The organism is Polyangium sp. 15x6, assembly GCF_029960785.1.
Taxonomy (GTDB): Bacteria; Myxococcota_A; Polyangia; order Polyangiales; family Polyangiaceae; genus Polyangium.
Genome location: NZ_JASBQE010000083.1, coordinates 1 through 21,885, shown reverse-complemented (window position 1 = coordinate 21,885; position 21,885 = coordinate 1). Strand labels below are relative to the sequence as shown.

The window sequence follows — 21,885 nt, the reverse complement described above, 5'->3', positions numbered from 1 at the left end:
TCGGCGGGGCGCAGGCGTTTCCGGAGGGGCTCGCGAGGTTCGAGCGGTGGAGCGCCGGCGATTGCGCGAGCGAGGTATCCCGGTAATCCTCTTCGAGACATCTGCCCATCCTCCCTCCCCCATGAAAACCGCCCTCCCGACCAGCACGGACTCCGTTCACGCCGGCGAACGCGTCGATCGCCCGCACCACACGCTCGCGCCTTCGATCGCCCTCACCGCGACGTACACGTTCGCCGACTCGGACGACCTCGAACGGTTCATGCGCGGCGAGGATCCAGACCCCGGGCGGCTCGACTACGGGCGCTACGGAAACCCGACCGTGCGCGAGGTCGAGGCGCGCATCGCCGCGCTCGACGGGACCGAGGACGCGCTGCTCTTCCCGAGCGGCATGGCCGCGCTGACGACGACGATCCTCGCGTTCGTGAAGGCCGGCGACGACGTGGTGCTCTTCCGCGACACGTACAGGAGGACGCGGCAGTTCGTGGTGAAGATGCTGTCGCGGCTCGGCGTGTCGCACACGCTGCTCGAGCCGGGAGACCTCGACGGGCTCGAGAGCGCGATCGGGCCGAAGACGCGGCTCGTCATCACGGAGATGCCGACGAACCCGTACCTGCGCTGCGTCGACGTGGAGAGGCTCGCGGACATCTGCAAGAAGACGCGGGCGAAGACGCTCGTGGACGCGACGTTCGCCACGCCCGTCAATGCGATGTTCTCGGCCGTGGGGATCGACCTCGTCGTGCACAGCGCGACGAAGTACCTCGGCGGGCACAACGACGTGCTCGGCGGGAGCGTGTCGGGGCCGTCGTCGCTGCTCTCGCTCGTGCACGAGGCGCGCGACGTGCTCGGCGCCGTGTCCGATCCGCACGCGGCGATGCTCATCGGGCGCGGCATCAAGACGCTGTCCTTGCGCGTGTCGCGGCAAAACCAGACGGCGCTCGCGGTCGCGCGCGCCCTCGAAGCGCACCCGGCCGTGGAGCGCGTGTATTACCCGATGCTCGAATCCCACCCGGATCACGCGATCGCGAAGAAGCACCTCGCGGGCGGCGGCGGCGTCGTGTCGTTCGTGGTCCGCGGCGGCAAGGACGGGGCGCGGCGCGTGGTGGACGCGTGCAAGCTCGCGCGGATCGCGCCGAGCCTCGGGGGCGTGGAGACGCTCATCGAGCAGCCCGCGATCATGAGTTATTCGGAGCTCGGGCCCGAGGAGCTCGTGGCGGTCGGGATCGCGCCGGGGCTCGTGCGGCTCGCGGTGGGAATCGAGGAGACCGAGGACGTGGTCGCGGATCTCGTGCAGGCCCTCGACGCGACCGCGGGCGCCTGATCAGCGGTTGAAGGGCTTCAAGGCGAAGCGGGCGCGGTCGAGAGCGTCCATGCCCGAGCGGTCCGTGAGCCAGCATTGCGAATAACCGCCGCGGATCTCCGGCAGTTCGTCCCGGCCCGCGAGCTGCTTGCCCACGAATGCGAGGATGTCGCGGGCCTCGCTCGGCGAGAGCGTGATGCCGAGCGAGGCGCGGACGACGACCACGATCGTGCTGCTCGGCCAGCGCCCGATCGTCGATCGCTCCGGGCCGAGCGCGCGGGCGAGGTGGACGAGCTCGCCGATCGTGCGCTCGAGCCCCCAGCCGGCGAAAGGCGGCCGCGCGCGGGGCCCCTCCGGCTTCGGCGGCTCCTGGACCTGGAACACGAGCACCGAGAAGGGAATGCCCGTGCTCGCGCTGAACTGGTACTCGGCCTCGAGGGCCTCGGTGAGCCCGGGCTGGTCGAGCACGCCCTTCACCTCGCTCCGCAAGGTCGGCTCGTACGACACGGGGGCTTCGCTGAACCGGGACCTCGGCTTCGTGCTGCCCGGCGCAGGCGCGCTCGGGGGCGGTGTCGGGTCGTCGCGCAGCCGGTCGCGCGTCTGGCGCGGCGGGGGAATGGCCACGGGCGGGCGCTGGGAGATGCGCCGCGCCGCCTGCGAGGGCGGAGGCAGCTCGGAGAGCGGCAAGAGGGGCGTGGACGGCGGCACGGACACCGGGACGCGGAAGAGCTCGGCGAGCATGCCGATCGCCGTGCTCGCCCGCTCGGGTCGCTCCTTGGGCTCACGCGCCCCGACCTTGCGGAACCACTCGTCGAATCCCGGAGGGAGCTGCACGCCGCGCCTCGACGCGCGTGTCGTGGGCGGCTCCGGGAGCTCGCCGGCGATGATCTTGCCGAAGAGCGCATAAACGGACGGAAGCTGCAAGAGCTCCGGCCTCCAGTATGCCTCGCCGACGAGCAGTGTATAAGCAACGTGGGCGAGCGAATAAATATCGGCGGATGCCCGGATCCCGCCATCGCCGTGAATCTGTTCCGGCGCCATGTAGAGAGGCGTACCGACGACGGCGGTGGTGTGCGCGAGGGTCGAGGCGACGGCGACCTTGGCCACGCCGAAGTCGAGGATCTTCACGCAGGACCGGCCGTCGTCGCGGGTCGTGACGAAGAGGTTTTCCGGCTTGAGATCGCGGTGGACGATGTTCGCGGCGTGCGTCTTGTCGAGGGCGAGCGCGACCTGGGAGAGGTAGAGCACGACCTCGGGCTCGGGCAATGGGCCGCGGCGCTTGACCATGCCGCCGAGCTCCTCGCCGACGAGCAGCTCCATCACGAGAAACGGAAGCTGCGTCGAGCTGTCCACGCCCGCGTCGAGCACCTGCACGAGGTGCTCGCTCTCGATGCCGCCGGTGACCGTGGCTTCCTGGGCGAAGCGGCCGCGCATCACCGAATTCTCCAGCACGGCCGGGTGCATGACCTTGAGGGCGCGCTTGCGGTTCGTCGGCTCGTCGTGGACCTCGAACACCGCGCCCATACCGCCCGCCTTGATGCTGCGGACGACGCGGTAACGGTCGTGGAACAAGGCGCCTGTGACGAGCATGGAGGAGACCGGCTCGCGCATCCTAGACCAAACGCGAGGCTCGTTGAAAGGGGTTCTGGCAAACGGGACGGGTCAGACCGGCCGCTTGCACGCGATCTAGCGCAGTTTTACGTCGCTTCCACGAGCTCGCGCAGCGAGACGGGCCGAAGCTCGCCAACGCCGTGGATCTCGGCATAACTGCGCAGGATCTCGCCCGGGCAGGCGGAAGCGAGCACGCAGCGGGCCTCGTGAGGACAGGGGATCGCGGAAGCATGGAAGGCCGCGTGTTCTGCCTCGCCAGCGCGGTGACGGAAGCGTGGGTCGCGGTACTCGGTGCCCGGAAGCGGAGGCCGCTCGGCGGGCGCGTCGAGCCAGGTCCGCGGCGGCGCGCCGTCCTCGCGCATCCGCTGAAAAACCACGCAAGGGACGACGCCCTGCACGTTCATGCGCACGCCGCGCGCGAGCGCCCGGGACATCACCTCGGCCACGTCGGTCATGCGCGGCGCGGACGAAAAATACCGATCGGCGCGTGATTCGAAGCTCGGGTAAGGCATGTGCGGGTAGAAGGACAAACCTCGCGCGGCGGCGAATCGGGCGACGCCTTCGAGCTCGCCGAGGCCGTCGCGCGTGGCGACGCAGAGGATCCACACGGATTCGGGCGAGACGCGGGCGAGGAGGTTGTCTATGGCGCGGGTGACCTCGGCATGCGCGCCCTCGCGGCCGACGATCCGGTCGTGCGCCTCGGGCGATACCGAATAAAGCGGCACGTGGAAGCGTGTTTCCTCGGGGAGCGCGGCGACGACGTCGTCGCAGAAGGCCGGGTCGGCGAGGCGCGTGCACGGGGAGAAGACGTGCGCCGTCTGGTAGCCGAGGTCCTTCGCGCGGCGGAGGACGTCGAGGATCCGCGAATGGGCGAGCGGATCGTATCCATTGATGCGGACTTTGCGCACGCCGCGGCGGCGGTTCGATTCGAGGTCGGCGTAGAGCCGGGCGAGCACGCGATCGCCGCCGTCCTCGGGCGGGGCCGTCTCCTTGATCGAGCAGAACGCGCAGGATTGCCCGCAATCGGCGTCGATCGCGAGGTTCAAGACCTCCCCCTCGGCCGAGGGCTCCGCCTCCTCGGGCGCGGACGGCAAAAGGAGCGCCGGGGCGACGTCCGAGAGGATGTCCGGAAAAACGACGTCGAGGTTCTCGTGATCCCGCAATTGCAGGACGAACGCGACGAGCGCGCGGAGCTCGTCCGCGCCGGGAGGATCGGCCGCGCCGAGCGAGAGGTGCTTGATCGAGAAGTGCGCCGTCGCGGCGAATGCGGGCTTGCTCTCGTCGCGGCGCCCGACGAGGACGAGGAGCCTGCGCGCGTCCGATTCCCGGCGGAAATCCAGCACGAGCTCGAGGCCTCCTTCGTGCGATTTCTGCAGGTACGAGCTCGGATAGACGTCGACGAGGGAAAACCCCGCCGCGGCGGGCGCGCCTTCGACGATCTCCGGCGAGAGCAGGGCGCGCAGGCCGTCGCGGCCGAAGAGGAGGCGGCCCCGCTCGCGGGAGCGGCCGAGGGCCTCGGCGATCGTCTTTCCCGGGCTCCGTTCGAGCAGCGCGTCGATCGAGGCCGCGACGGCCATCACGAGCCGCGAGACCTCCTCACGCCGCTCCGGCGTGCGCTCGGCGATCGCGCCTCGGTATCGCACGGCCGAGCGCGCGAGCCGCCGGAACACGGGGCCGGGCGCGCCGAGCGGCAAGACCGTGACCTCGACCCAGTCGGCGCTGCCCTTCGCCTCGAACCGCGCCGTGAGCCGGTCTTCGCCTTCGAGCAGGATGGCCTTGCAGGAAAATCCCCCGAGCCGCAGCGGCACGAGGGCCATCTCCATCCCCGACGCCTCGGGCCGCGCGAGCGCCGTTTCGTTCGTGCTCAAACGGATCCCCCGCCCGCCTGGTCCCAGGCCTTCACCCAGGCCACGAAACGATCGATCGTGGCGCGGTCGCGGGCGTAAATGCGTGATTGCTCGTCGTCGGGCACGTCCTCGGAGAAATACACGATGTCGTACCGGGACGAACGCCGATACGCGGGCTCGGCCGGATCCGTGGGCGTGACGATGAACGAGAGGGTTCGTCCCTCCATTTCGAGCTCGACGACGGGCACGGTGCGGCGGAACGTGCGGAGGCGGGCGCCCTTGTTTCGCCAGCCCTCCGGATTCGGAAAGGCGGGGCCGCCGAAATCACGCGTGAAGGCCGCGGAGAGGGCGGCGGCCAGGCGCTCCATCACGTCGGGTTCGCTCATGTCGCTCATCCAGAGGCGCGCATGTCGCGCTCGAGGTCCTGGGTCGCCTTGCCGAAGGCCTCCGGATCGAGCTGCCGCAAGGCGAGGAGCGCGGCGATGCGGTGCAGGCGCGCCTCCGCGAGGTCCGACCGGACGAGGGCCTCGCGCGCCGATTGCGCCTGGCTCGCGCGGATCCGCGCGGTCGCGCGGCCGAGCGAGAAGGCGCCGAGCAAAAGGAGGAGCGCGCCGACGCCGAGGAGCAGCGACACGAAGAGCGCGCCCTCCGGGGCGAAGAGGGCCCGAAACCCCGCAATGGCGGCGAGGACGACGATCCCCACGAGCGCGACGACGGCGCCGATCGCGCCGAGCCGATCCATCCACGCCGCCCGCGCGTGCTGCCGCAGGGCGATCCCGCGGTGCAGATCGGCCTCGCGATCGAGCCGGATCGCGAGATCCGCGAGCGGGTCCTCGCCCGAGACCGTGGGCAGATCCGACTGCGCGAGGATCTCCGAGACCTGGAACGCCGTCGGATCTTCGAGCGCGCGCAGGGCCGTGCCCGCGCCGCTCTTCACCGCCTGCGCCGCCCGGTCCGCGGCGGGCGCGACGCGACCTTCGATCGCCGCGCCCACGTCGCGCGCGAGCGTCTTCGCGCGATCCTTGATCCGCGGCGCTTTCGGCTCGGCGTCGTCGCCTTCGACCTCGGCCACCTTGCCCCAGCCCCCGCGCTCGGCTCTCGTCGTCTCTTCCATGGCTCGCGCTCGCTGCCCCACGATCGGGGCGGAAACGATACAGAAACGTCGTTCGAGTGCCAAGCGCCGCCGTTCACCGAGGCCGAACCGCCTTGCGACGAAGGGTCCGACTTCGATAGAGTCGCGGATACCATGTGGGCCCGAGCGCAATTTTCCTCTCTGCCGCGCTCCTTCGCGCTCGCGGCCGCGCTCGTGCTCGCCGGAGGGCTGCTCGAAGTCTCCGGATGCGGGCTCCGGGTCGCGGAGAGCCCGACGCAGCCGGTCCCGTGTTTCAACGTGATGGACTGCCCGCCCTCGGACGATCCGTGCATCGTGTCGACCTGCTTCGAGCAGCAGTGCGTGATGGTGGCGGCCGCCCAGAACACGGTGGTGCGTGATGAAAACGCGGGCAATTGCCGCATGCAGGTATGCGACGGCAATGGCCACGCGATGGAGATCGACGACGACGTCGACGTGCCGGGCGACGACGGCAACGAGTGCACGAGCGCGACCTGCAAGGAAGGCGCGGGTGTGCACGAGCCGTCTCCGGTGGGCGAGTCGTGCGGCGAAGGCGGCGTGTGCAACGGCAAAGGCGCGTGCGGGGCGTGTCTACCCGGGGCCGAGCGCTGCGAGGGGAACGCCGTCGCGACGTGCAGCGACGACGGCGCGTGGAAGGCAGCGGCCTGCCCCGAGGGACGCCCGATCTGCAAGGAAAAGGCGTGCGTGGGGATCCGGCAAATCGCGGCCGGCGGTGCGCATACCTGCGCGCTTTTCGAGGATGGGTCGGCTTCGTGCTTCGGCGCCTCGGGCGTGCGGCGGGGCGCGTATGGAGCGCCGCCGGTCCCGGGCGTCGTCGGCGCGGTCGAGCTCGCGCTCGGGGGCGCGCACGCCTGCGCGCGGCGGGCCGATGGAACCGCGCTTTGCTGGGGTCACAATGCATTCGGGCAGGTCGGCGACGGCACGACGGAAGGGCCTCGCCCGCCCACGCAGGTCCTCGGCCTCGCGGGCGCGACCGCGATCGCGGCGGGCGCGGCGCACACCTGCGCGATCGTGGGCGGCGGCAAGGTCGTCTGCTGGGGACGCGGCGACCGCGGGCAGCTCGGCGCCAAACCCGTGGGATCCGCGGGCAAACCCCCGGCGAGCGAGGTCCCCTCGCCTCTCCCTGCCTCCTCGGGCGGCGCACCTTCGCCCGTCGCGGGCCTGCTCGGCGCCACGAAAATCGCGCTCGGCGGCCGGCATGCGTGCGCGCTCGGGCCCGGCGGCCAGGTCGCTTGCTGGGGCGAGGACGAGAGCGGCGAGCTCGGCAGCTTCCGCCCGTCGTCCCCCGCCAAACCCAAACCCGGCCCGCGCCCGGCATCACGCCTCGTCTCCGTCAAGGGCATCGAGGGGGCGAGCGCGATCGCGCTCGGCGCCGCGTTCGGCTGCGCCCTGCTCGAAGGTGGATCCGTGCGCTGCTGGGGCGACAATGCCGCGGGGCAGCTCGGCGATGGCACGACCGAGGCGCGGGCGGAATCGGTGGTCGTCAAGGGCCTGAGCGGCGCGACGGCGATCGCGCTCGGCGCCGAGCACGGGTGCGCGCTGAAGGAAGGCGGCGTGGTGACGTGCTGGGGCAAGAACGATCGGAGCCAGCTCGGCGACGGCACGACCGAGGCGCGACTTTCCCCCGCCCCCGTGCCCGGTCTCGCGGGCGTGCGCGCTCTTTCCGCGGGCGGCGCGCACACGTGCGTGATGCTCGAAGGCGGGGCTGCGCGATGCTGGGGCGGAAATGGCGCCGGCGAGGTCGGCGACGGCACGACCACGGATCGCGGCGCCCCCACGGCCGTGATCTGGTGACGATTTTATGACCGCCCGCGCACCTCGCGGGCGGCGCGCTCGGATATACTGCCCTCGGCTCGGAGGTGAGCGACATGAAGCTTTTCTGGGGTTGCTTGAGTGTGCTTACGATTGGCCTCGCCGTCGGCTGCAGCGCGACGGGGGGCGGCAGCAAATTCGACAATGAGGGCGGCGGCTCGGGCGACGGCGGCTCGGGCGCGGGGAACCAGGGTGGAGGCGGCTCGGGCGGCGGCTTCATCCCGGGCGCGGGCGGGAGCGGCGCGTTCGGGCCCGGCGACGATTGCAGCGACGCGGCGAAGCTGATTTACGTGCTCTCGGACGAGAACGATCTCTACAGCTTCGACCCGCCGGCGAAGAAGTTCACGAAGATCGGCTCGCTCGGCTGCAACACCACGATGCAGCCGAACTCGATGGCCGTCGACCGGAACGCGGTCGCCTGGGTGAACTACGTCGAATCCGACCCGTTCCTCGGCGACGACATCGACGGCGTCATTTACAAGGTCAGCACGAAGGACGCGAGCTGCGACCCGGCGCCCACGGTGCAGCTCATCTCGAACTGGTTCCGCCTCGGAATGGGTTTTTCCACGAACGACGGCGGGATGGGCGAGACGCTCTACATCACGGGCACGGGCGCGATCGGCGCGGGAGACAGCCCCGGGCTCGGGAAGATCAATCCGCTCTCGTTCGGCGTCGAGACGATCGCGAACTTCTCCCCCTCCACGTTCAAGGGCCAGAGCGCCGAGCTCACGGGCACGGGCGACGGCCGGCTCTACGGGTATTACACGACGACGCCGGTGCAGGTCGGCCAGATCGACAAAGCGACCGGCGGCGTGACGAACGCCAAGGCGATCACGGGCCTCGAGACGCCCTCGGCGTGGGCGTTCTCGTTCTGGGGCGGCTCGTTTTACCTCTATGCCGCCGCGGGCCTCGATTATTCGAACGTGACGAAGTACGACCCGGTGGCGAACACCATCGACAATGCGTACATGACCAACATCGGCTTCCGGATCGTCGGGGCCGGCGTCTCCACGTGCGCGCCGCTCGAGCCGCCGAAGTGACATGACGATCGGGCGCGGGGTCGAGGCCTTCGGGGTCACGCAGCGCGGGCTGCGGTTCCAGGACGAGGACGAAGGCCCTGCGTCCGATCGTATTCGCGCGGCCCTCGCTGCGGCCCATCGCGAGATCTTCCACCGGAGCAGCACGGACCGCTGGCTCCTCGGCATGGGCTCGACGGTGGCAGGAACAGAGCGGACGGACGAACCGTTCGGCCGGGACGACGTGGCGTTGATCGTCGCGAGGGTGTTGACTTGCGCCCCGTCTCGGACGTAGCGTTCGCCTGGTCTCCTTTCAGGAAAGGATCCCGGTCGTGCAACAGAATCCCGGTTATGGTGGTGGCTACGCTGGCGCGCAGGCTGGCGGCGCTTCGTTTCAGGTCATGACGATCGACGCTGGCTGCGGCGGTACCATCGAGCACAGCAAGATCTCCGACCTCGCGAACCAGATGGGCGCGCAGGGCTTCGTGCTCTCGCACGTCTTCATGGACGTCCGCAGCGCGTTCGGTCCGTTCTGCCCCAAGCGTTGTGCCGTGCTGGTCTTCAAGCGTGGCTGATCGCGTATCCCCGCGCAGGCTCGAGCTCGCGGGGGTACCTCCGGCTGCGTTCGCGTTGAGCGAGCTCGGCCGTTATCCTTCCTTCGCTCATCATCCGACCTGCGGGCGGCACGATCATCACCTCGTCCGCCCGTTTGGCGTGCCCTTGTGCCTGGGCTGCGCCTGCATGTACCCGGGCATCGCGGTCGCGCTGATCGCCCTTTTCTTCGTTTCACCCGCGCACGACATCATGACGGCCTTCTGGGTCGCCGTGGCGGCCCTCGGCTGCACCGTGCCGACCTTCTTTCAGCCCTTCATCCAGCGTCGCTGGTACAAGATCCCAGCGCGCTTCGTCCTCGGCGTGGGCTTCGGCCTCGTCGCGGGCGCGGCGTGGATCCTCCCGAATACCCTTACGTGCTGGGCGATCCGCGTCGCGCTCGTCGTGGCGACCCTCGGCCTCGGCACGGCGGCCTTGCGCCTCCGCGCCAAACGCCTCGACGACCCTTGCAAGAATTGCCCCTGGGGTGCCTTCCCCGTCTGCGCGCACAACCTCCCGGCGCTGCGTCGCATCCGGGAGCAGCAGGGGCCCGACCCGTTCGTCGATTCTCTCATCGCGGAGCTCGAGCCTCTCGCGCCCTACCCGCCTCGCCTCGGCGAGGCCCCCCCGGTCCCGCGGCCGGGGCAGTTTCAGTTCCACGCCCCGCCGCCGAACCCCTGATCGAAGCGAAGCTCAGCCCTCGGTCCACGGATCGGATCGCTTCGCGATCCATCCGGCGACCTTCGGCCAGATCTGCTTCGGGCCTTTGCTCGACGTGGACAGGCCGATGTGCCCGACCGGGAAGCGCATGATCTCCTTGTCGGTCGAGGCCACGATCGTGTTCAGGATCTCGCTCGACTTCGGGGGCGCGATCGTGTCGTTGTCGGCGATGATGTTGAGGATCGGGGCCTTGATCTTCGAGAGGTCCACCGTCTGCCCGGCGACCTTCATGCGGCCATTGCAGAAGTTGTTGTACTGGTAGCAATCCTTGATGTATTGCCGGTAAATCTCGCCGGGGAACTGCACGTTGTCCGACGCCCACTGCTCCATGCCGAGGAACGTGGTCACGAAATCGGGGTCGTCGATCCGGCGGAAGACCTCGAGCCATTTCGTCATGCGCTGGATCGGCGCCATCGACGAGAAGCCCGTCTCCATGAGCTCGATCGGCACGTTGCCGTAGGCGTCGACGAGCGCGTCGACGTCGAAGCGGTTCGGCTTCGTCCATTCGGCGAAGACGCCGCCCTCGTGGAAATCGACCGGCGTCGCCTGCGCCACGAAATTGCGGATGCCCTGCGGGTGCAGCGCCGCATAGGCGAGCGCCATCGTGCCGCCCATGCAGTAGCCGTACATCGTGAGGTCCTTCGCGCCGCTCAGGCGGAGCGCCCATTTCACGGCGTTCTTGACGAGCACGTTGAGCACGTCGTCCCAGCCCATCCGCCGCTCGGCCGCGCCGGGCGTGCCCCAGTCGATCGCGTAGACGTCGTAGCCCTGGCCGACCATGAATTCGATGAGGCTACGGCCGGGCAGGAAGTCGAGGATGTAATAACGGTTGATGAGCGAGTAGACGAAGAGGATCGGCGTCGCGTGCTTGCGCACCTTGGGCTCGAAGCGGAGCAGGCGCATCTTGCCGTTCGTGTAGACCACCTTGTGCGGGGTCGGCGCGAGCGGGGGCTCGCCGACGTCCGCGGCGCGGAGGATGAACGGTTTTACGTAGTGGTACGGGCTCATCGAGCCCTTCTGCGCGGCGCGCATGATCTCGCGCGAGAGCTCGAGCTGGCCCTCCACGAAGGAGCGGAGGCGCGCTGTGGTCGATTGCGTCGTCATGGTGTTTCCCGTCCTTCTCCCCGTCAGGAGGGGCGCTCGGTCGACGCGCTGCCGTTCGCGTTCGTCCGGACAGCCTCGACCCCTTGCGCCTCGCGGCGGCTCTTTTCGAGCGCGTCGACGACGAGCTCGAGCTGCGACGAGAGCGCCTCGATCTGGTTCTTGGCGTCGCGCACCTCTTCGCGCAGGTCGTCCATCTCCGTCGACGTGGGCAGGCGGAGGAGGTGGAGCCAGTTCTCCTGGGCCTCGACGTACGCTTTGCGGACGCGCAAGGCGCGATTCAAGGCGCCGCCGACGAGGTCCAGGTACCGGTCGCTGCTGCCGAGCTTGTCGAACGCCTTGGTCATGCTCTTCTCGGCGGCGACGAACACCTTGCCCGTCGGCGTCTCCGGCCCGAGCCAATGGCCGAGGCCCTTCACCACGCGGGTCAAGAGCTTTGGTTGTTTGTTCGAGGTCCCTTTTGCCACGGCATCCTCTCCCTCTCGCGCCTCACCGCGCGTATTTTTCCTTCAGCTCTCTCTTCAGGATCTTGCCGGCCGCCGAGATCGGCATCGCGTCCACGAAGACGACCGATTTCGGCACCTTGTATTTCGCGAGGTGGTCCCTGCAATGCGCCAGGATCGCCTCCTCGGTCGCGCTCGCGCCCGGCTTCGTGATCACGATGGCCCGGCCGACCTCGCCCCATTTCTCGTCCGGAACGCCGATCACCGCGACCTGCGCCACGGCGGGATGCTCGTAGAGAACCTTTTCGATCTCGGCCGGGTAGACGTTCTCGCCGCCCGAGATGAACATGTCCTTCTTGCGGTCGGCGATGTAATAAAACCCGTCCTCGTCCACGCGCGCCATGTCGCCCGTGTGGAACCAGCCCTCCGCGTCCACGGACGCCTTCGAGGCCTCGGGGTTGTTGAAATACCCCGAACACGCGCTCGGCCCCTTCAGCACGAGCTCGCCAACCTCGCCCACGGGCAGCGGGCGGTTATCGTCGTCGACGATCCGCGCGTCGATGAAATAGTTGGGCTTGCCGATGCTGCCGGCCTTCGTCTCGGCGAATTCGGGGTCCATCGAGAAGATGCCCGGGCCGAACTCGGTCATGCCGAAGCCCTGCTTGAAGACGACGCCGTGTTTTTCCCGGTACGCGCGGATGATCGGCACGGGCAGGGGCGCGCCGCCGCTCGTCAAGAAGCGCAAGGAGGACAGATTCGCCGATTCGAAGCGCGGTGATTGCATCATCATCTGGTATTGCGTCGGCACGCAGAAGAGCAGCGTCGCCTTCTCGCGCTCGATGAGCGAGAGCATGTCGTCGGCGGTCCATTTGCGCATGATGACGACCGTCCCGCCGAGCGTGAGCAGAGGCAGCGTGTACACGAAGAGCGCGCCCGTGTGGAACATCGGCGTGTGCGTGAGCGTGACGTCGCCGCGCGAGAGCTCGTGGATCACCGTGTTCAGCGTGTTCCACGCGATCATCCGGTAGGAGATCTTTGCGCCTTTCGGCAGGCCCGTCGTGCCGCCCGTGAAGAGCAGGCAAACGATATCCTCGGCCTCGACGGCGTCGTTCTTCACGGGCTGCGCCTCGCGCGCCTGTACGGTCGCCGCATACGGGCGGCTCCCCGCGATGCCCTCGCCGTCGAGGTGCAGCCACGTCTTGACCGACGCACACGCCGGTAGGCCCGCGATTTCGCTGATTCCGGCGCGGAAATCGTCGCCGAAGATCATCACCTTCGGTTCGGTCTGGCTCGTGAGCTCGGCGATTTCGCGCGGATGGCTGCGCCAGTTGAACGGGACGAGCACGGCGCCGAGCTTCGCGCAGGCGAAGAACGCGTCGAGGAATTCGACGCCGTTCATGGCCAGGATGCCCACGCGATCGCCCTTGCCAATCGCGGCCTCGTCGCGGAGGAACCCCGCGAGGCGATTCGCGCGGCGGTTCATTTCGCGATACGTAAAGCGGCCGGCGTCCCCCTTCGCCACGTCGACGACGGCGAGCGATTCCGGGAAATACCGCTCACCGCGCTCCATCCAGTCCCCGATGTACATGCTCTTTTTCTCCGCTCGCCGGCGCGTGTTCGCTGGTTTCGCCCGGACAGAAGCGAGTTTACGCGAGCTCGGCTTTGCTTGGAAGGCCGCTCAAAGGAACGGCGCGCCGAACGTGTCGCCCGCGCGTTTCGTCGCTTCGAGCGCCATCCGCTGCCATTCCGCGGCCACACGCGCGCCGTAGAGCAGCGACGCCTGGCCGATGCGCGCCATGCTCCCCAGCACCACGCCCATCTGCGCCACGCCCGCCGTCTCCAGCGCCGCGAGCCCCGCGAACACGTCGGCGAGCGCGCTCCGTCCCTGCGAGACGTCACGACTTTGCTGCACCTGCGAATCCGCCCGTTCGCTCATCGTCTGCTCCTCACCCCAGCAGGATCGCCTTGATTTCAAGGTGATTCACGTCCGTCGGGAGCCGAACCTAAACCCCGACCTCCACCCTGTCAAGCAAACGTTGTTGCACCGCAACAATGCTCAGGGCTCGCGGCGCTTCTTGCCGACGATGCGCTTGAGCTCCTCGAGCTCGCGGCGGAGCGCGGCGAGCTCCTCGGCCTGCTCGTCGCGTTCGTTCGGGTCGGGCGGAGGGATCTGCTCCTCGGGCTCGGGCTCGCGCGGCTGAGACCAAGGCGCGTTCTGGCCGCCGCCGAGCATCGCGTTGAGGAACGGCAGCGCGCCGAGGGGGCCGATCGGAAAGACACGCGCGCCCTTCTTCGCGAGCAGGTAGATGTCGAGCGCCCAGATCACCGTGCGCTCGAAGAACTCGGCCAGCGCGTCGTCGCCCATGCGGATGAGCTGGCGCAGGAGCGGCACGGGCAAGAGGCGCGCGGCGCCGCGGCTCTCCAGGATGATCTGCGCCAGCGTCGCCTGCGTCAGGTCGCGGCCGGTCTTCGCGTCGACGACCTCGACGTCGTCGCCGCGCCTGACACGCGCCTCCACCTCTTCGAGCGTGACGTAACGACTCGCCTCGGTGTCGTACAGCCTCCGGTTGCCGTACTTCTTCACGACCATGCGGACGGTCGTACACCCCGATCGTCCAGATCGCAATGGCCTGTTGCGCCGCAACAATGCACGCGAGCCATTCCAGCGCGCGCGCGGCTTTGCTACGCAGGGCGCCATGCACCTCGGCGACTGGCTCGGACGACGCGCGGCGCTCTCGCCCGACAAGGTAGCGCTCCTCGACAACGGCGCAGGCGGGCGGGCCGTGACGTACCGAGCCTGGGATCGCACGGCGAACCGCACGGCGCATTTCCTGCGGGAGCGGCTCGGGGTGCGTCGCGGCGACAGGGTCGCGGCGCTCGCGATGAACGACGTCGCGATGCTGGATCTCTGGTTCGCCTGCGGCAAGCTCGGCGCGATCTTCGCGCCGCTGAACTACAGGCTCACGCCGGGCGAGCTCGGGCAGTACCTCGCCGCGACGACGCCAGAGGTGCTCGTCTACGGGCCGGAGTTTTCCGCGACGAGCGAGGCGATCCGGCGCGAGGGAAGCTTCGTCCCGCGCGCATTCGTGGCGATGGAGAGCGCATCGAGGGCGCGCGGGGACGACGTGGATTTCGGCGAGCGCGACGCCGCCACGGACAGGCCGCCGCCGGCACTATCGATCGGCTGGGACGAACCCTGGGTGCTCTGCGGGACGGGCGGGACGACGGGCACGCCGAAGGCGGCGATGCTGACGTACCGGTCGATCACGGCGAACGCGGTGAACACGATCTCGAGCTGGGGCCTTTCGTCGTCGGACGTGGCGCTGCTCAACGCGCCGCTCTTCCACACGGGCGGGCTCAACGTGTTCACGGCGCCGCTCGTGCTCGCGGGCGGCACGTCCGTGGTCTGTCGCGCCTTCGATGCGGACGAGGTCTACGCGGGCGTGCGCGACCAGGGCGTGACGGTGTTCTTTGGTGTTCCAACGATGTTCCTCTCGCTGTCGCAGCATCGCCGGTTCGGCGAGGGCGAGCTCCGGAGCTTGCGCATCTGCATCAGCGGCGGCGCGCCGTGTCCCGAGCCGCTGTTTCACACGTACTGGGAGCGAGGGATCGATCTGAAGACGGGCTACGGGCTGACCGAGGCGGGGCCGAACAATTTCTGGCTGCCGCCCGCGGACGTGCGTCGAAAGGTCGGATCCGTGGGCGCGCCGCTGTTTTTCGTGGAGGCGCGGGTCGTCGACGCGGCGCGTGAAACCGTTCGTCCGGGCGAGGTGGGCGAGCTCGAGGTGCGCGGGCCGCACGTCTTCGGCGGCTACTGGGGCCGGCCCGAGGAGACGGCGAAGGTGGTCGTCGATGCGTGGTTACGAACGGGGGATCTCGCGCGCTGCGACGACGAAGGGCATTTCTACATCGCGGGCCGCAGCAAGGATCTGCTGATTTCCGGCGGCGAAAACGTGTATCCGGCCGAGGTCGAGGCGGTGCTCGCGGGGCACCCGTCGGTCGCGGAGGCGGCGCTCATCGGGGTGCCGCACGAGAAATGGGGCCAGGTGGGCCGGGCGATCGTGGTGCTCGCGCCGGGCGCGTCGCCCGAAGCCGAGCCGATCCTCGCGCACTGCCGCGCGCGGCTCGCGAAGTACAAGGTCCCGCAGTCGGTGGTGTTCGTCCGCGAACTGCCGCGCACGGGCGCGGGCAAGATCGACAAGAAGGCGCTGGAAAAACAGCACGGCTGAGCGCCGCGCGGGATCAGGCCGTGGCGCGCGGCGGCAGCGCGGCGCGCACCTGGTCGACGAGATGCGCTTCGGGCAGGTGCTTGGGGACGGCGCCGTGCACGCCCATCACCTTCGCGAGGCGCTCGAGGGGCCCGGGTTCCATGTTGCTGCAGAGCAGGACCTTCACGGCCCCGCGGCCGAAGGCGTCGCGGATCATGCGGACGAGCAGGGGGCCGTCGAGCTTCGGCATGTTGACGTCGAGCAAGACGAGGTCGCAGACCGTCTCGCGGATGGCCTGCAGGCTGCCGAAGGGGCCGCGGTGGAAGCGCGCCGAAAAGCCCGCGCTCTCCAGGGTCCGCACCGCGCTGGCGCCGAAGACCGCGTCGTCGTCGATGATCAGGATGCGCGGCATCGGACCGTCCTTCCGTGGGCGTACCCCGGCGCCACCGACCAAGCTGACCGAGCCATGCCCACGGGCACGACCTCGCTCGGGCCGAACCACCGAGAGCCGTTCGTTCCCTCCGACCCCGAGGTAATTCACCAAACGGGCGTCAGTTGTTTGGCGCCTGGTCATTGCGGGTATCGCTCCTCCGTTGGGGCGTCAAGGACGTTTTCCGGCAAGCGAATTGTGGCGTAATTTTCGGTTTGTGGCGGTTCGTACACAAAAGACTGGACAGACGCGAGAGGGGCCGTACGCCCCGAGCGCCACGCGAGGCGCGAGGTCGACGTCGACGAGCGGTCGGGCCTGGGGTATGGCTTGCCCGTCGCCATGACGTTCCAAGACATCATCCTGACGCTCCAGCGCTTCTGGGCCGAGCGCGGCTGCCTCGTCGTGCAGCCCTACAACTCCGAGGTCGGCGCAGGCACGTACAACCCCGCGACGTTCCTCCGCGCGCTCGGACCGGAGCCGTGGAACGTGGCCTTCGTGGAGCCCTCGCGCAGGCCCGCCGACGGCCGCTACGGCGAGAACCCGAACCGCGCGCAGCAGTTCCACCAGTTCCAGGTGATCCTGAAGCCGAGCCCGCTGAACATCCAGGAGCTCTACCTGGAGTCGCTCCGCGCGCTCGGCACGGACCCGCTGCAGCACGACGTGCGGTTCATCGAGGACGACTGGGAGTCGCCGACGCTCGGCGCCTGGGGCCTCGGCTGGCAGGTGTGGCTCGACGGGCAGGAGATCTCGCAGTTCACCTACTTCCAGCAGATCGGCGGCATCGACTGCAAGCCGATCTCGGGCGAGCTGACGTACGGGCTCGAGCGCATCGCGATGTACCTGCAGGACAAGGACAGCATGTACGACCTCGTGTACTCGAACACGGGCGGGCAGGTGGTGCGCTACGGCGAGCTGTTCCAGCGGGCCGAGTGGGAGTGGTCGACGTACAACTTCGAGGAAGCCGACGTGGAGGAGCACTTCGCGGCGTTCGACAAGTGCGAGTCCGAGGTGAAGCGGCTGCTCTTCCGAGGCGTCGACGCGACGGCAAAAGGCGCGAAGCCGGACCCGAAGAAGGCGCTCGTGCTGCCCGCCTACGACTTCGTGGTGAAAGCGGCGCACCGGTTCAACGTGCTGGACGCGCGCGGCGCGATCAGCGTGACGGAGCGGCAGAGGTTCATCGGTCGCGTGCGCGGGCTCGCGAAGCTCGTGGCCGAGAGCTATCTGGCGCAAAGGGAAGCGCTCGGGTATCCGCTGATGCCGAAGGTGGCCGAAGCGGCGGAGTAGCAGCCGCGAAGATTGGCAGCGCCGGGGGGTTGGGGCAGAGTGGCCGCGGTATGGCTCTCGGCGTTCGACCTCGGATTGTCTTGACGGAGGAGCTGAAGCTCCCGGCCCGCACCGCGCGCGACGTGCGGGCTGCTTGCAACCCTTGGTTTGGAGGGCAAGGATCTCGTCAAGCTGCGCGTGGATCTGTCGACCGTGCGGGGCGGTGACCGGGTCGAGCGGATGGAGGCGAGAGCTCCAGACGAACAAGGAAGACCGCGTTTATCATGAGTCTTCATCGACATTCAGGATTACCTCGACGTGCGGGACGTCCAGATCCCGGAGCTCCTCACGGCGATCATCTCGGCCATCCTCGATGATCCTGCGATCGGGCCGCATGCGCGAGCATCCGCTACGGCGAGGAAGGTCTGGAAGGACGTCCTCGGCTGGCTGAAGTCGATCGGCGTGACGCTCGACGCGGAGATCCCCGTGGGCGTCGCCAAGCTCAAGCTCTCGCTGAAGACGTCACCCGGGCTGCAGAAGCGTTATCGCGAGGTGAGCTGGGATCACGTGACGGGCCTGATGGAGGCGCTGAGTGATCTCATCCAGGACGTGCGCACCTACCTCGTGAAGCAAGACGTCCACGATCTGGTGATCATCGTGGACAAGCTCGATCGCGTCGAGAGGTTGCCGCTGAACGACGGGAGTGAGCGGACGACGCACGACATTCTCTTCGTCGAGCAGCTCCCTCACATTCAAAACGTCCCCGCCCATTTCGTCATCACGATCCCCGTCACCCTGCACTTCACGCAGTGCCGGCTACGCCAGGAGTTCCATGGCATCACGGATGTGGTGCTGCCCATGGTCACCGTGCACGAGCGCGGAACGGATACGCCGAACGAGGCTGGCATCGAGGCGCTGGCGCGATTGCTTCGACGCCGCATCGACACCTCGGTCGTGTTCGCGGACGAGGACGCGCTGCGACATGCGATCATCCAGTCCGGCGGGTGCCTTCGAGACCTGTTTCGTATCGTGACGACGGGCGTGCTGAACAAGCGAACGCTCTCGCTCACGCGCGCCGACGTGGACGAAGTCGTCAAGGAGTTCGCGAGCAGCATGGAGCGACTGCTCCAGGGGCGCGGGTTTCTGCGGGATCTGCACCATGTCGCGAAGACTGGCTCGTTCCCGGAGAAGTTCGACGACGACACGAAGCAATGGCTGCTCTATCAGCTCGTCGTGCTCGAATACAACGGCGAGACCTGGTACGACGTGCACCCGTTCGCTCGGCGGATGCGGGCATTCCGTGAGGCAGATCCCGCGAAGGCGCCTGCATGAGCCGCATCGCGCTCGACATCGATTCGAACGGTCGAGCGGAGATTCTGCGCGAGGCGCTCGCGGGCAGCCTCGGGTTCACGATGATCTTCATTCACGCGCCGCCGGGGCCCGTGCGGGAGGAGATCCTGGCGCGATTGCGGGGCTGGGCTGGGCAAGACGAGGTGCCGCCGCTCGTGGAGGTGGAGCTTCAGCCGGGGGAGTGGCCGCATTACCGGCTGAGGGATCTCGGGCTCGAAGATGCCGAGCGGACGATGGTGGCGCTGACGGGGCTCGAGCAGCATATCGTGGGGGATCAGGCGTCTCCGCCGCTGGCGAGCTTCAACTTCGCGCGGGACGCTCTGCCGACATGGATCCCGGGTCCGCTCGTGATCGTGGCTTCGGACGAGGCATTCGTGGCGCTTTCGTTGAGCGCGCCGGATCTGGTGAGCTGGCGGGCGTATGAATTGAACGTGCATGCGGCGGACGGGGGGCCGAAGAGCGAACCGCCGGCGAGGGTGTTGCCGTACGAGTTCCCGGATCCGGACGCCGCGGCGGAGGTGGAGAGGTTATCGGGGATCTTGCAAGGGGTGCTCGAACGGAGGACAGGGCATTCGGAGATCGAGGCGGCGCGATTGCGGCTTCGGCTGGGGGAGGCGCTCGTGCGGGCGTACCGGTATGGGGAGGCGGAGGAGGAGCTTTCGCGGGCGGTGCAGGCGTTCGAGGCGGAGGGGCAGGACGGGGAGCGGGCGGCGGGGTTGTTCTGGTTGGGGCAGAGCGCGTACGGGCGCTCCGATCACGACGCCGCTCGCACTCGCTACGAGGAGGCACGCACGCTCTACCGAACGGTCGGCGCCGTCCTCGGAGAGGCCAACTGCATCCAACGCCTCGGCGACATCGCGCGCGCAGACGGCGAGGACGACACGGCGCGCGCCCGGTTCGAGCAGGCCCTCCGCCTTTACAAGCGCATCGCCGAGCCCTTCTCCATCGGCTCGGCCCACAAGAGCCTCGCCGCCCTCGCCCCCACCGAAACCCTCCGCCAGCACCACCTCGAAGCCGCGCGCGCCGCCTGGTCCAGCATCGGGCGCGATGACCTCGTCACACAGATCGACGAGCTCACGCATCCGGACGAGGAAGCGACAGAGTGAGGCCTCCCGGCCCGTCGTGATCGGTCCGGGGAGCGAAGCTCGCGGGCTCTCGCCCCTCCGAGCGTCGCTCGGGCAAGCGAGCCACCGCCCGACCAGGGCAACAAGCGTCGCTTGGGCAAGCGAGCCACCGCCCGACCAGGGCAACAAGCGTCGCTCGGGCAAGCGAGCAACCGCCCGACCAGGGCAACAAGCGTCGCTTGGGCAAGCGAGCAACCGCCCGACCAGGGCCCCGAGCGTCGCTTGGGCAAGCGAGCCACGGGGTGCCGCTACCTCCCGCGCAGCTTCTCCAGCTCCGCCAGCGCCTCCGCGAGCCGCGCCGCCAGCAGTTGCTTTTCCGCCTCCGCTGCATCCGCTCGCTTCCGCTCCTCCGCGACCGCCGCCTCGGCCGTGAGGTGCTTCTCCACGAGATCGTCCACCATCGCGTTGAGCCGCACGACGAGCTCATCCGCCTCCAGCAGCGGCGCATTCCCCGCGTAGAACCGCAAACGCTCGCCCTCCAGCACGAGCTCGAGCCCGAGCACCTCCGACGCCCACCGCCCGCCTTGCGGCACGATCGGCCGGTATACCCGTGCCCCTGGGCTCTCCAGCCGGTACCCCCGCAGCGACCTCTTCCGTCGGTCGAACAGAAAATACTCCGGGATCCGGAGCCGCGCGTACCGCTCCACGTTCGCCTCGAAGTCCTTCACCCAGTCGCCCCCCACGTGCACTTCGAGCACGAGATCGAGCCCCTTGCCCTCCGCGTTCACCACCCACTTCATCCGCTCGTGCGGATCGACGTCCACGACCGCGAGGAGGTCGGGCGAGAACATCGGCTCGCCCGGGTAGTACACGGCAAGGTCGCTGGAGAGGTACACACGCCGCCCCATCTTCCGGAAGAACGTGTCGAGCGCGTCGAGGGCGCGATTCTTCGCCTTGCGGTGCGGATCGCCCTCGGGCTGAAAAATGCCGAGCGGCACCTCGTTCGGGAGCATGCCCACGACCCGCGCACGCTCCTCCGCGCTCATGCGCGCCCACGTCTCCTCCGAAGGCGCGCGAGGATCGTTCGGATCAACCACGTACCCAGGATCGGGCGGCGCCATACGCCTACCCTACCCGCCTCCTCCGCCGCTGTCCACGGGTCGTCCCACCCTCGGACAAACGCTGGGTCACGTGTCCGGAATGAAATCGCGCCGCGTGCAGATCGAGACCACCGGCAAACCCGCCTGACGGATCGCCTCGGCCCCGCCTTCGAGCCGATCCACGATCGCCACCACGCCCACCACGCGCGCGCCCGCCGCCGTGATCTTGTCGACGGCCTTGAGCGTCGACCCGCCCGTCGTGATCACGTCTTCCAGCATCACGACCGCCATCCCCGGCACGAGCGCGCGATCCCCCTCGATGAGCCGCTTCGAGCCGTGGTCCTTCGCCTCCTTGCGCACGTAAAGCGCAGGGAGCGGACGGCCGCGGACGAAGCTCGTCAGGGAGACGGCGCTCGCGAGCGGACAGCCGCCGAGCTCCACGCCCGCGACCGCGTCGCATCGCGGCAGGCCGTCGAGCGCGTCGAACATGAGCGCGCCGAGGAGGAAGTGCCCCTCGGCGGTCAAGGCCGTCTGCTTGCAGTCGATGAAAAAGTCGCTCTCGCGCCCGGAGGCGAGCACGACTCGTTTGCGTTCGAATGATCGTTCGCGGAGCAGCTCGACGAGCCGCTCTCGCTCGGTTTTGCTCACTTCGCGCCCTTGCCGCGCCTGATCTGCGCCTTGGCACCCTTGGGCACCGCAGGCACGACCGGGGGCGGGGGGCCGCCCGAATGTTCGGCAGGAGCGCTCTCCGGCGCCTCTTCCGCAAGAGCCGGCTCGGGCTCGACGGCGGCAGCAGGCGGGGGAGGAGGCGCGGCAGGCGCAGGCGCCGGGCGAGCCGGAGCCGGGCGAGCCGCAGGCGCGGGCGCCGGGCGAGCCGCCGGCGCAGGCGCAGGACGAGCC

General features: G+C 68.9%; 22 protein-coding genes and 1 pseudogene. 10 read left to right on the top strand and 13 right to left on the bottom strand.

Annotated features, from left to right (window positions below; translation table 11 throughout):
* The first annotated feature begins 121 nt into the window (after window positions 1–121).
* Entirely contained in the window at window positions 122–1,318 is a 1,197-nt protein-coding gene (locus QHF83_RS39560) for an aminotransferase class I/II-fold pyridoxal phosphate-dependent enzyme (protein WP_282423257.1), read from the top strand.
* Here the strand turns inward: QHF83_RS39560 and QHF83_RS39555 are convergent, their stop codons facing one another.
* The 4 genes from QHF83_RS39555 to QHF83_RS39540 all read right to left on the bottom strand — a co-directional run bounded on the left by QHF83_RS39555 (window position 1,319) and on the right by QHF83_RS39540 (window position 5,869).
* Window positions 1,319–2,887: a serine/threonine-protein kinase gene (locus tag QHF83_RS39555; RefSeq protein WP_282423256.1), complete on the bottom strand. Its 1,569-nt coding sequence runs from the start codon at window positions 2,885–2,887 to the stop codon at window positions 1,319–1,321. It lies immediately after the preceding gene.
* 107 nt (window positions 2,888–2,994) lie between these two features.
* Window positions 2,995–4,776 carry a radical SAM protein gene (locus QHF83_RS39550; protein WP_282423255.1) on the bottom strand — a complete coding sequence of 594 codons (1,782 nt, stop codon included), beginning with the start codon at window positions 4,774–4,776 and terminating at the stop codon, window positions 2,995–2,997.
* Window positions 4,773–5,141, bottom strand: a complete 369-nt coding sequence (locus QHF83_RS39545; protein ID WP_282423254.1) for a hypothetical protein — start codon at window positions 5,139–5,141, stop codon at window positions 4,773–4,775. The genes QHF83_RS39550 and QHF83_RS39545 overlap by 4 nt, the downstream gene beginning before the upstream one ends.
* 5 nt (window positions 5,142–5,146) lie before the next feature.
* Window positions 5,147–5,869, bottom strand: a complete 723-nt coding sequence (locus QHF83_RS39540; protein ID WP_282423253.1) for a hypothetical protein — start codon at window positions 5,867–5,869, stop codon at window positions 5,147–5,149.
* A gap of 132 nt (window positions 5,870–6,001) precedes the next feature.
* On the opposite strand from QHF83_RS39540, the gene QHF83_RS39535 reads away from it, so the two are divergent.
* The 5 genes from QHF83_RS39535 to QHF83_RS39515 all read left to right on the top strand — a co-directional run bounded on the left by QHF83_RS39535 (window position 6,002) and on the right by QHF83_RS39515 (window position 9,987).
* The gene (locus tag QHF83_RS39535; protein ID WP_282423252.1) at window positions 6,002–7,681 is read left to right on the top strand and encodes a hypothetical protein; all 1,680 of its coding nucleotides are present in this window, start codon (window positions 6,002–6,004) and stop codon (window positions 7,679–7,681) included.
* Window positions 7,682–7,755: 74 nt separating this feature from the next.
* Complete coding sequence (locus tag QHF83_RS39530) at window positions 7,756–8,739, top strand: hypothetical protein (protein WP_282423251.1); 984 nt, start codon at window positions 7,756–7,758, stop codon at window positions 8,737–8,739.
* A 1-nt stretch (window position 8,740) separates the two neighbouring features.
* Window positions 8,741–9,010 carry a hypothetical protein gene (locus tag QHF83_RS39525; RefSeq protein WP_282423250.1) on the top strand — a complete coding sequence of 90 codons (270 nt, stop codon included), beginning with the start codon at window positions 8,741–8,743 and terminating at the stop codon, window positions 9,008–9,010.
* Between the two features lie 37 nt (window positions 9,011–9,047).
* The gene (locus QHF83_RS39520) at window positions 9,048–9,290 is read left to right on the top strand and encodes a hypothetical protein (RefSeq protein ID WP_281332926.1); all 243 of its coding nucleotides are present in this window, start codon (window positions 9,048–9,050) and stop codon (window positions 9,288–9,290) included.
* Window positions 9,283–9,987: a hypothetical protein gene (locus tag QHF83_RS39515; protein WP_282423249.1), complete on the top strand. Its 705-nt coding sequence runs from the start codon at window positions 9,283–9,285 to the stop codon at window positions 9,985–9,987. Before QHF83_RS39520 ends, QHF83_RS39515 begins: the two co-directional genes overlap by 8 nt.
* Window positions 9,988–9,999: 12 nt before the next feature.
* Here the strand turns inward: QHF83_RS39515 and QHF83_RS39510 are convergent, their stop codons facing one another.
* The 5 genes from QHF83_RS39510 to QHF83_RS39490 all read right to left on the bottom strand — a co-directional run bounded on the left by QHF83_RS39510 (window position 10,000) and on the right by QHF83_RS39490 (window position 14,160).
* Complete coding sequence (locus tag QHF83_RS39510; RefSeq protein WP_282423248.1) at window positions 10,000–11,130, bottom strand: alpha/beta fold hydrolase; 1,131 nt, start codon at window positions 11,128–11,130, stop codon at window positions 10,000–10,002.
* Between the two features lie 23 nt (window positions 11,131–11,153).
* Window positions 11,154–11,594 carry a hypothetical protein gene (locus QHF83_RS39505; protein ID WP_282423247.1) on the bottom strand — a complete coding sequence of 147 codons (441 nt, stop codon included), beginning with the start codon at window positions 11,592–11,594 and terminating at the stop codon, window positions 11,154–11,156.
* A gap of 22 nt (window positions 11,595–11,616) precedes the next feature.
* Window positions 11,617–13,158, bottom strand: a complete 1,542-nt coding sequence (locus QHF83_RS39500; RefSeq protein ID WP_282423246.1) for a long-chain fatty acid--CoA ligase — start codon at window positions 13,156–13,158, stop codon at window positions 11,617–11,619.
* A gap of 90 nt (window positions 13,159–13,248) precedes the next feature.
* The gene (locus tag QHF83_RS39495; protein ID WP_282423245.1) at window positions 13,249–13,506 is read right to left on the bottom strand and encodes a hypothetical protein; all 258 of its coding nucleotides are present in this window, start codon (window positions 13,504–13,506) and stop codon (window positions 13,249–13,251) included.
* A gap of 120 nt (window positions 13,507–13,626) precedes the next feature.
* Window positions 13,627–14,160 (bottom strand): polyhydroxyalkanoate synthesis regulator DNA-binding domain-containing protein, encoded by a 534-nt coding sequence (locus QHF83_RS39490; RefSeq protein ID WP_282423244.1) that lies wholly within the window; start codon window positions 14,158–14,160, stop codon window positions 13,627–13,629.
* A 106-nt stretch (window positions 14,161–14,266) separates the two neighbouring features.
* Between QHF83_RS39490 and QHF83_RS39485 the strand changes: the two genes are divergently transcribed.
* Window positions 14,267–15,799: a long-chain fatty acid--CoA ligase gene (locus QHF83_RS39485; protein ID WP_348980512.1), complete on the top strand. Its 1,533-nt coding sequence runs from the start codon at window positions 14,267–14,269 to the stop codon at window positions 15,797–15,799.
* Window positions 15,800–15,812: 13 nt separating this feature from the next.
* Here the strand turns inward: QHF83_RS39485 and QHF83_RS39480 are convergent, their stop codons facing one another.
* The gene (locus QHF83_RS39480) at window positions 15,813–16,190 is read right to left on the bottom strand and encodes a response regulator (protein ID WP_282423242.1); all 378 of its coding nucleotides are present in this window, start codon (window positions 16,188–16,190) and stop codon (window positions 15,813–15,815) included.
* Between the two features lie 357 nt (window positions 16,191–16,547).
* On the opposite strand from QHF83_RS39480, the gene glyQ reads away from it, so the two are divergent.
* The 3 genes from glyQ to QHF83_RS39465 all read left to right on the top strand — a co-directional run bounded on the left by glyQ (window position 16,548) and on the right by QHF83_RS39465 (window position 19,927).
* Window positions 16,548–17,492: a glycine--tRNA ligase subunit alpha gene (gene glyQ / locus QHF83_RS39475; RefSeq protein WP_282423241.1), complete on the top strand. Its 945-nt coding sequence runs from the start codon at window positions 16,548–16,550 to the stop codon at window positions 17,490–17,492.
* Window positions 17,493–17,789: 297 nt separating this feature from the next.
* Complete coding sequence (locus QHF83_RS39470) at window positions 17,790–18,803, top strand: hypothetical protein (protein ID WP_282423240.1); 1,014 nt, start codon at window positions 17,790–17,792, stop codon at window positions 18,801–18,803.
* Window positions 18,800–19,927, top strand: a complete 1,128-nt coding sequence (locus QHF83_RS39465) for a tetratricopeptide repeat protein (protein ID WP_282423239.1) — start codon at window positions 18,800–18,802, stop codon at window positions 19,925–19,927. Before QHF83_RS39470 ends, QHF83_RS39465 begins: the two co-directional genes overlap by 4 nt.
* A gap of 266 nt (window positions 19,928–20,193) precedes the next feature.
* On the opposite strand, the gene QHF83_RS39460 is transcribed toward QHF83_RS39465, so the two are convergent.
* The 3 genes and pseudogenes from QHF83_RS39460 to QHF83_RS39450 form a co-directional block, all read right to left on the bottom strand.
* Window positions 20,194–21,006 carry a Uma2 family endonuclease gene (locus QHF83_RS39460; protein ID WP_282423238.1) on the bottom strand — a complete coding sequence of 271 codons (813 nt, stop codon included), beginning with the start codon at window positions 21,004–21,006 and terminating at the stop codon, window positions 20,194–20,196.
* A gap of 66 nt (window positions 21,007–21,072) precedes the next feature.
* Window positions 21,073–21,633 (bottom strand): orotate phosphoribosyltransferase, encoded by a 561-nt coding sequence (gene pyrE, locus QHF83_RS39455; protein ID WP_272418383.1) that lies wholly within the window; start codon window positions 21,631–21,633, stop codon window positions 21,073–21,075.
* Window positions 21,630–21,885 (bottom strand): annotated as a pseudogene (locus QHF83_RS39450) (hypothetical protein); the annotation flags it as partial. The gene pyrE and the pseudogene QHF83_RS39450, both read right to left, overlap by 4 nt.

Excerpts from the sequence above, each read along its gene's own strand:
- QHF83_RS39535 (WP_282423252.1), top strand. The coding sequence starts at position 6,002 with ATGTGGGCCCGAGCGCAATTTTCCTCTCTGCCGCGCTCCTTCGCGCTC.
- QHF83_RS39510 (WP_282423248.1), bottom strand. The coding sequence starts at position 11,130 with ATGACGACGCAATCGACCACAGCGCGCCTCCGCTCCTTCGTGGAGGGC.
- QHF83_RS39560 (WP_282423257.1), top strand. The coding sequence starts at position 122 with ATGAAAACCGCCCTCCCGACCAGCACGGACTCCGTTCACGCCGGCGAA.
- glyQ (WP_282423241.1), top strand. The coding sequence starts at position 16,548 with ATGACGTTCCAAGACATCATCCTGACGCTCCAGCGCTTCTGGGCCGAG.
- QHF83_RS39465 (WP_282423239.1), top strand. The coding sequence starts at position 18,800 with ATGAGCCGCATCGCGCTCGACATCGATTCGAACGGTCGAGCGGAGATT.
- QHF83_RS39495 (WP_282423245.1), bottom strand. The coding sequence starts at position 13,506 with ATGAGCGAACGGGCGGATTCGCAGGTGCAGCAAAGTCGTGACGTCTCG.
- QHF83_RS39530 (WP_282423251.1), top strand. The coding sequence starts at position 7,756 with ATGAAGCTTTTCTGGGGTTGCTTGAGTGTGCTTACGATTGGCCTCGCC.
- QHF83_RS39545 (WP_282423254.1), bottom strand. The coding sequence starts at position 5,141 with ATGAGCGAACCCGACGTGATGGAGCGCCTGGCCGCCGCCCTCTCCGCG.
- QHF83_RS39490 (WP_282423244.1), bottom strand. The coding sequence starts at position 14,160 with ATGGTCGTGAAGAAGTACGGCAACCGGAGGCTGTACGACACCGAGGCG.
- QHF83_RS39525 (WP_282423250.1), top strand. The coding sequence starts at position 8,741 with ATGACGATCGGGCGCGGGGTCGAGGCCTTCGGGGTCACGCAGCGCGGG.
- QHF83_RS39485 (WP_348980512.1), top strand. The coding sequence starts at position 14,267 with ATGCACCTCGGCGACTGGCTCGGACGACGCGCGGCGCTCTCGCCCGAC.
- QHF83_RS39460 (WP_282423238.1), bottom strand. The coding sequence starts at position 21,006 with ATGGCGCCGCCCGATCCTGGGTACGTGGTTGATCCGAACGATCCTCGC.
- QHF83_RS39555 (WP_282423256.1), bottom strand. The coding sequence starts at position 2,887 with ATGCTCGTCACAGGCGCCTTGTTCCACGACCGTTACCGCGTCGTCCGC.
- QHF83_RS39540 (WP_282423253.1), bottom strand. The coding sequence starts at position 5,869 with ATGGAAGAGACGACGAGAGCCGAGCGCGGGGGCTGGGGCAAGGTGGCC.
- QHF83_RS39500 (WP_282423246.1), bottom strand. The coding sequence starts at position 13,158 with ATGTACATCGGGGACTGGATGGAGCGCGGTGAGCGGTATTTCCCGGAA.
- QHF83_RS39480 (WP_282423242.1), bottom strand. The coding sequence starts at position 16,190 with ATGCCGCGCATCCTGATCATCGACGACGACGCGGTCTTCGGCGCCAGC.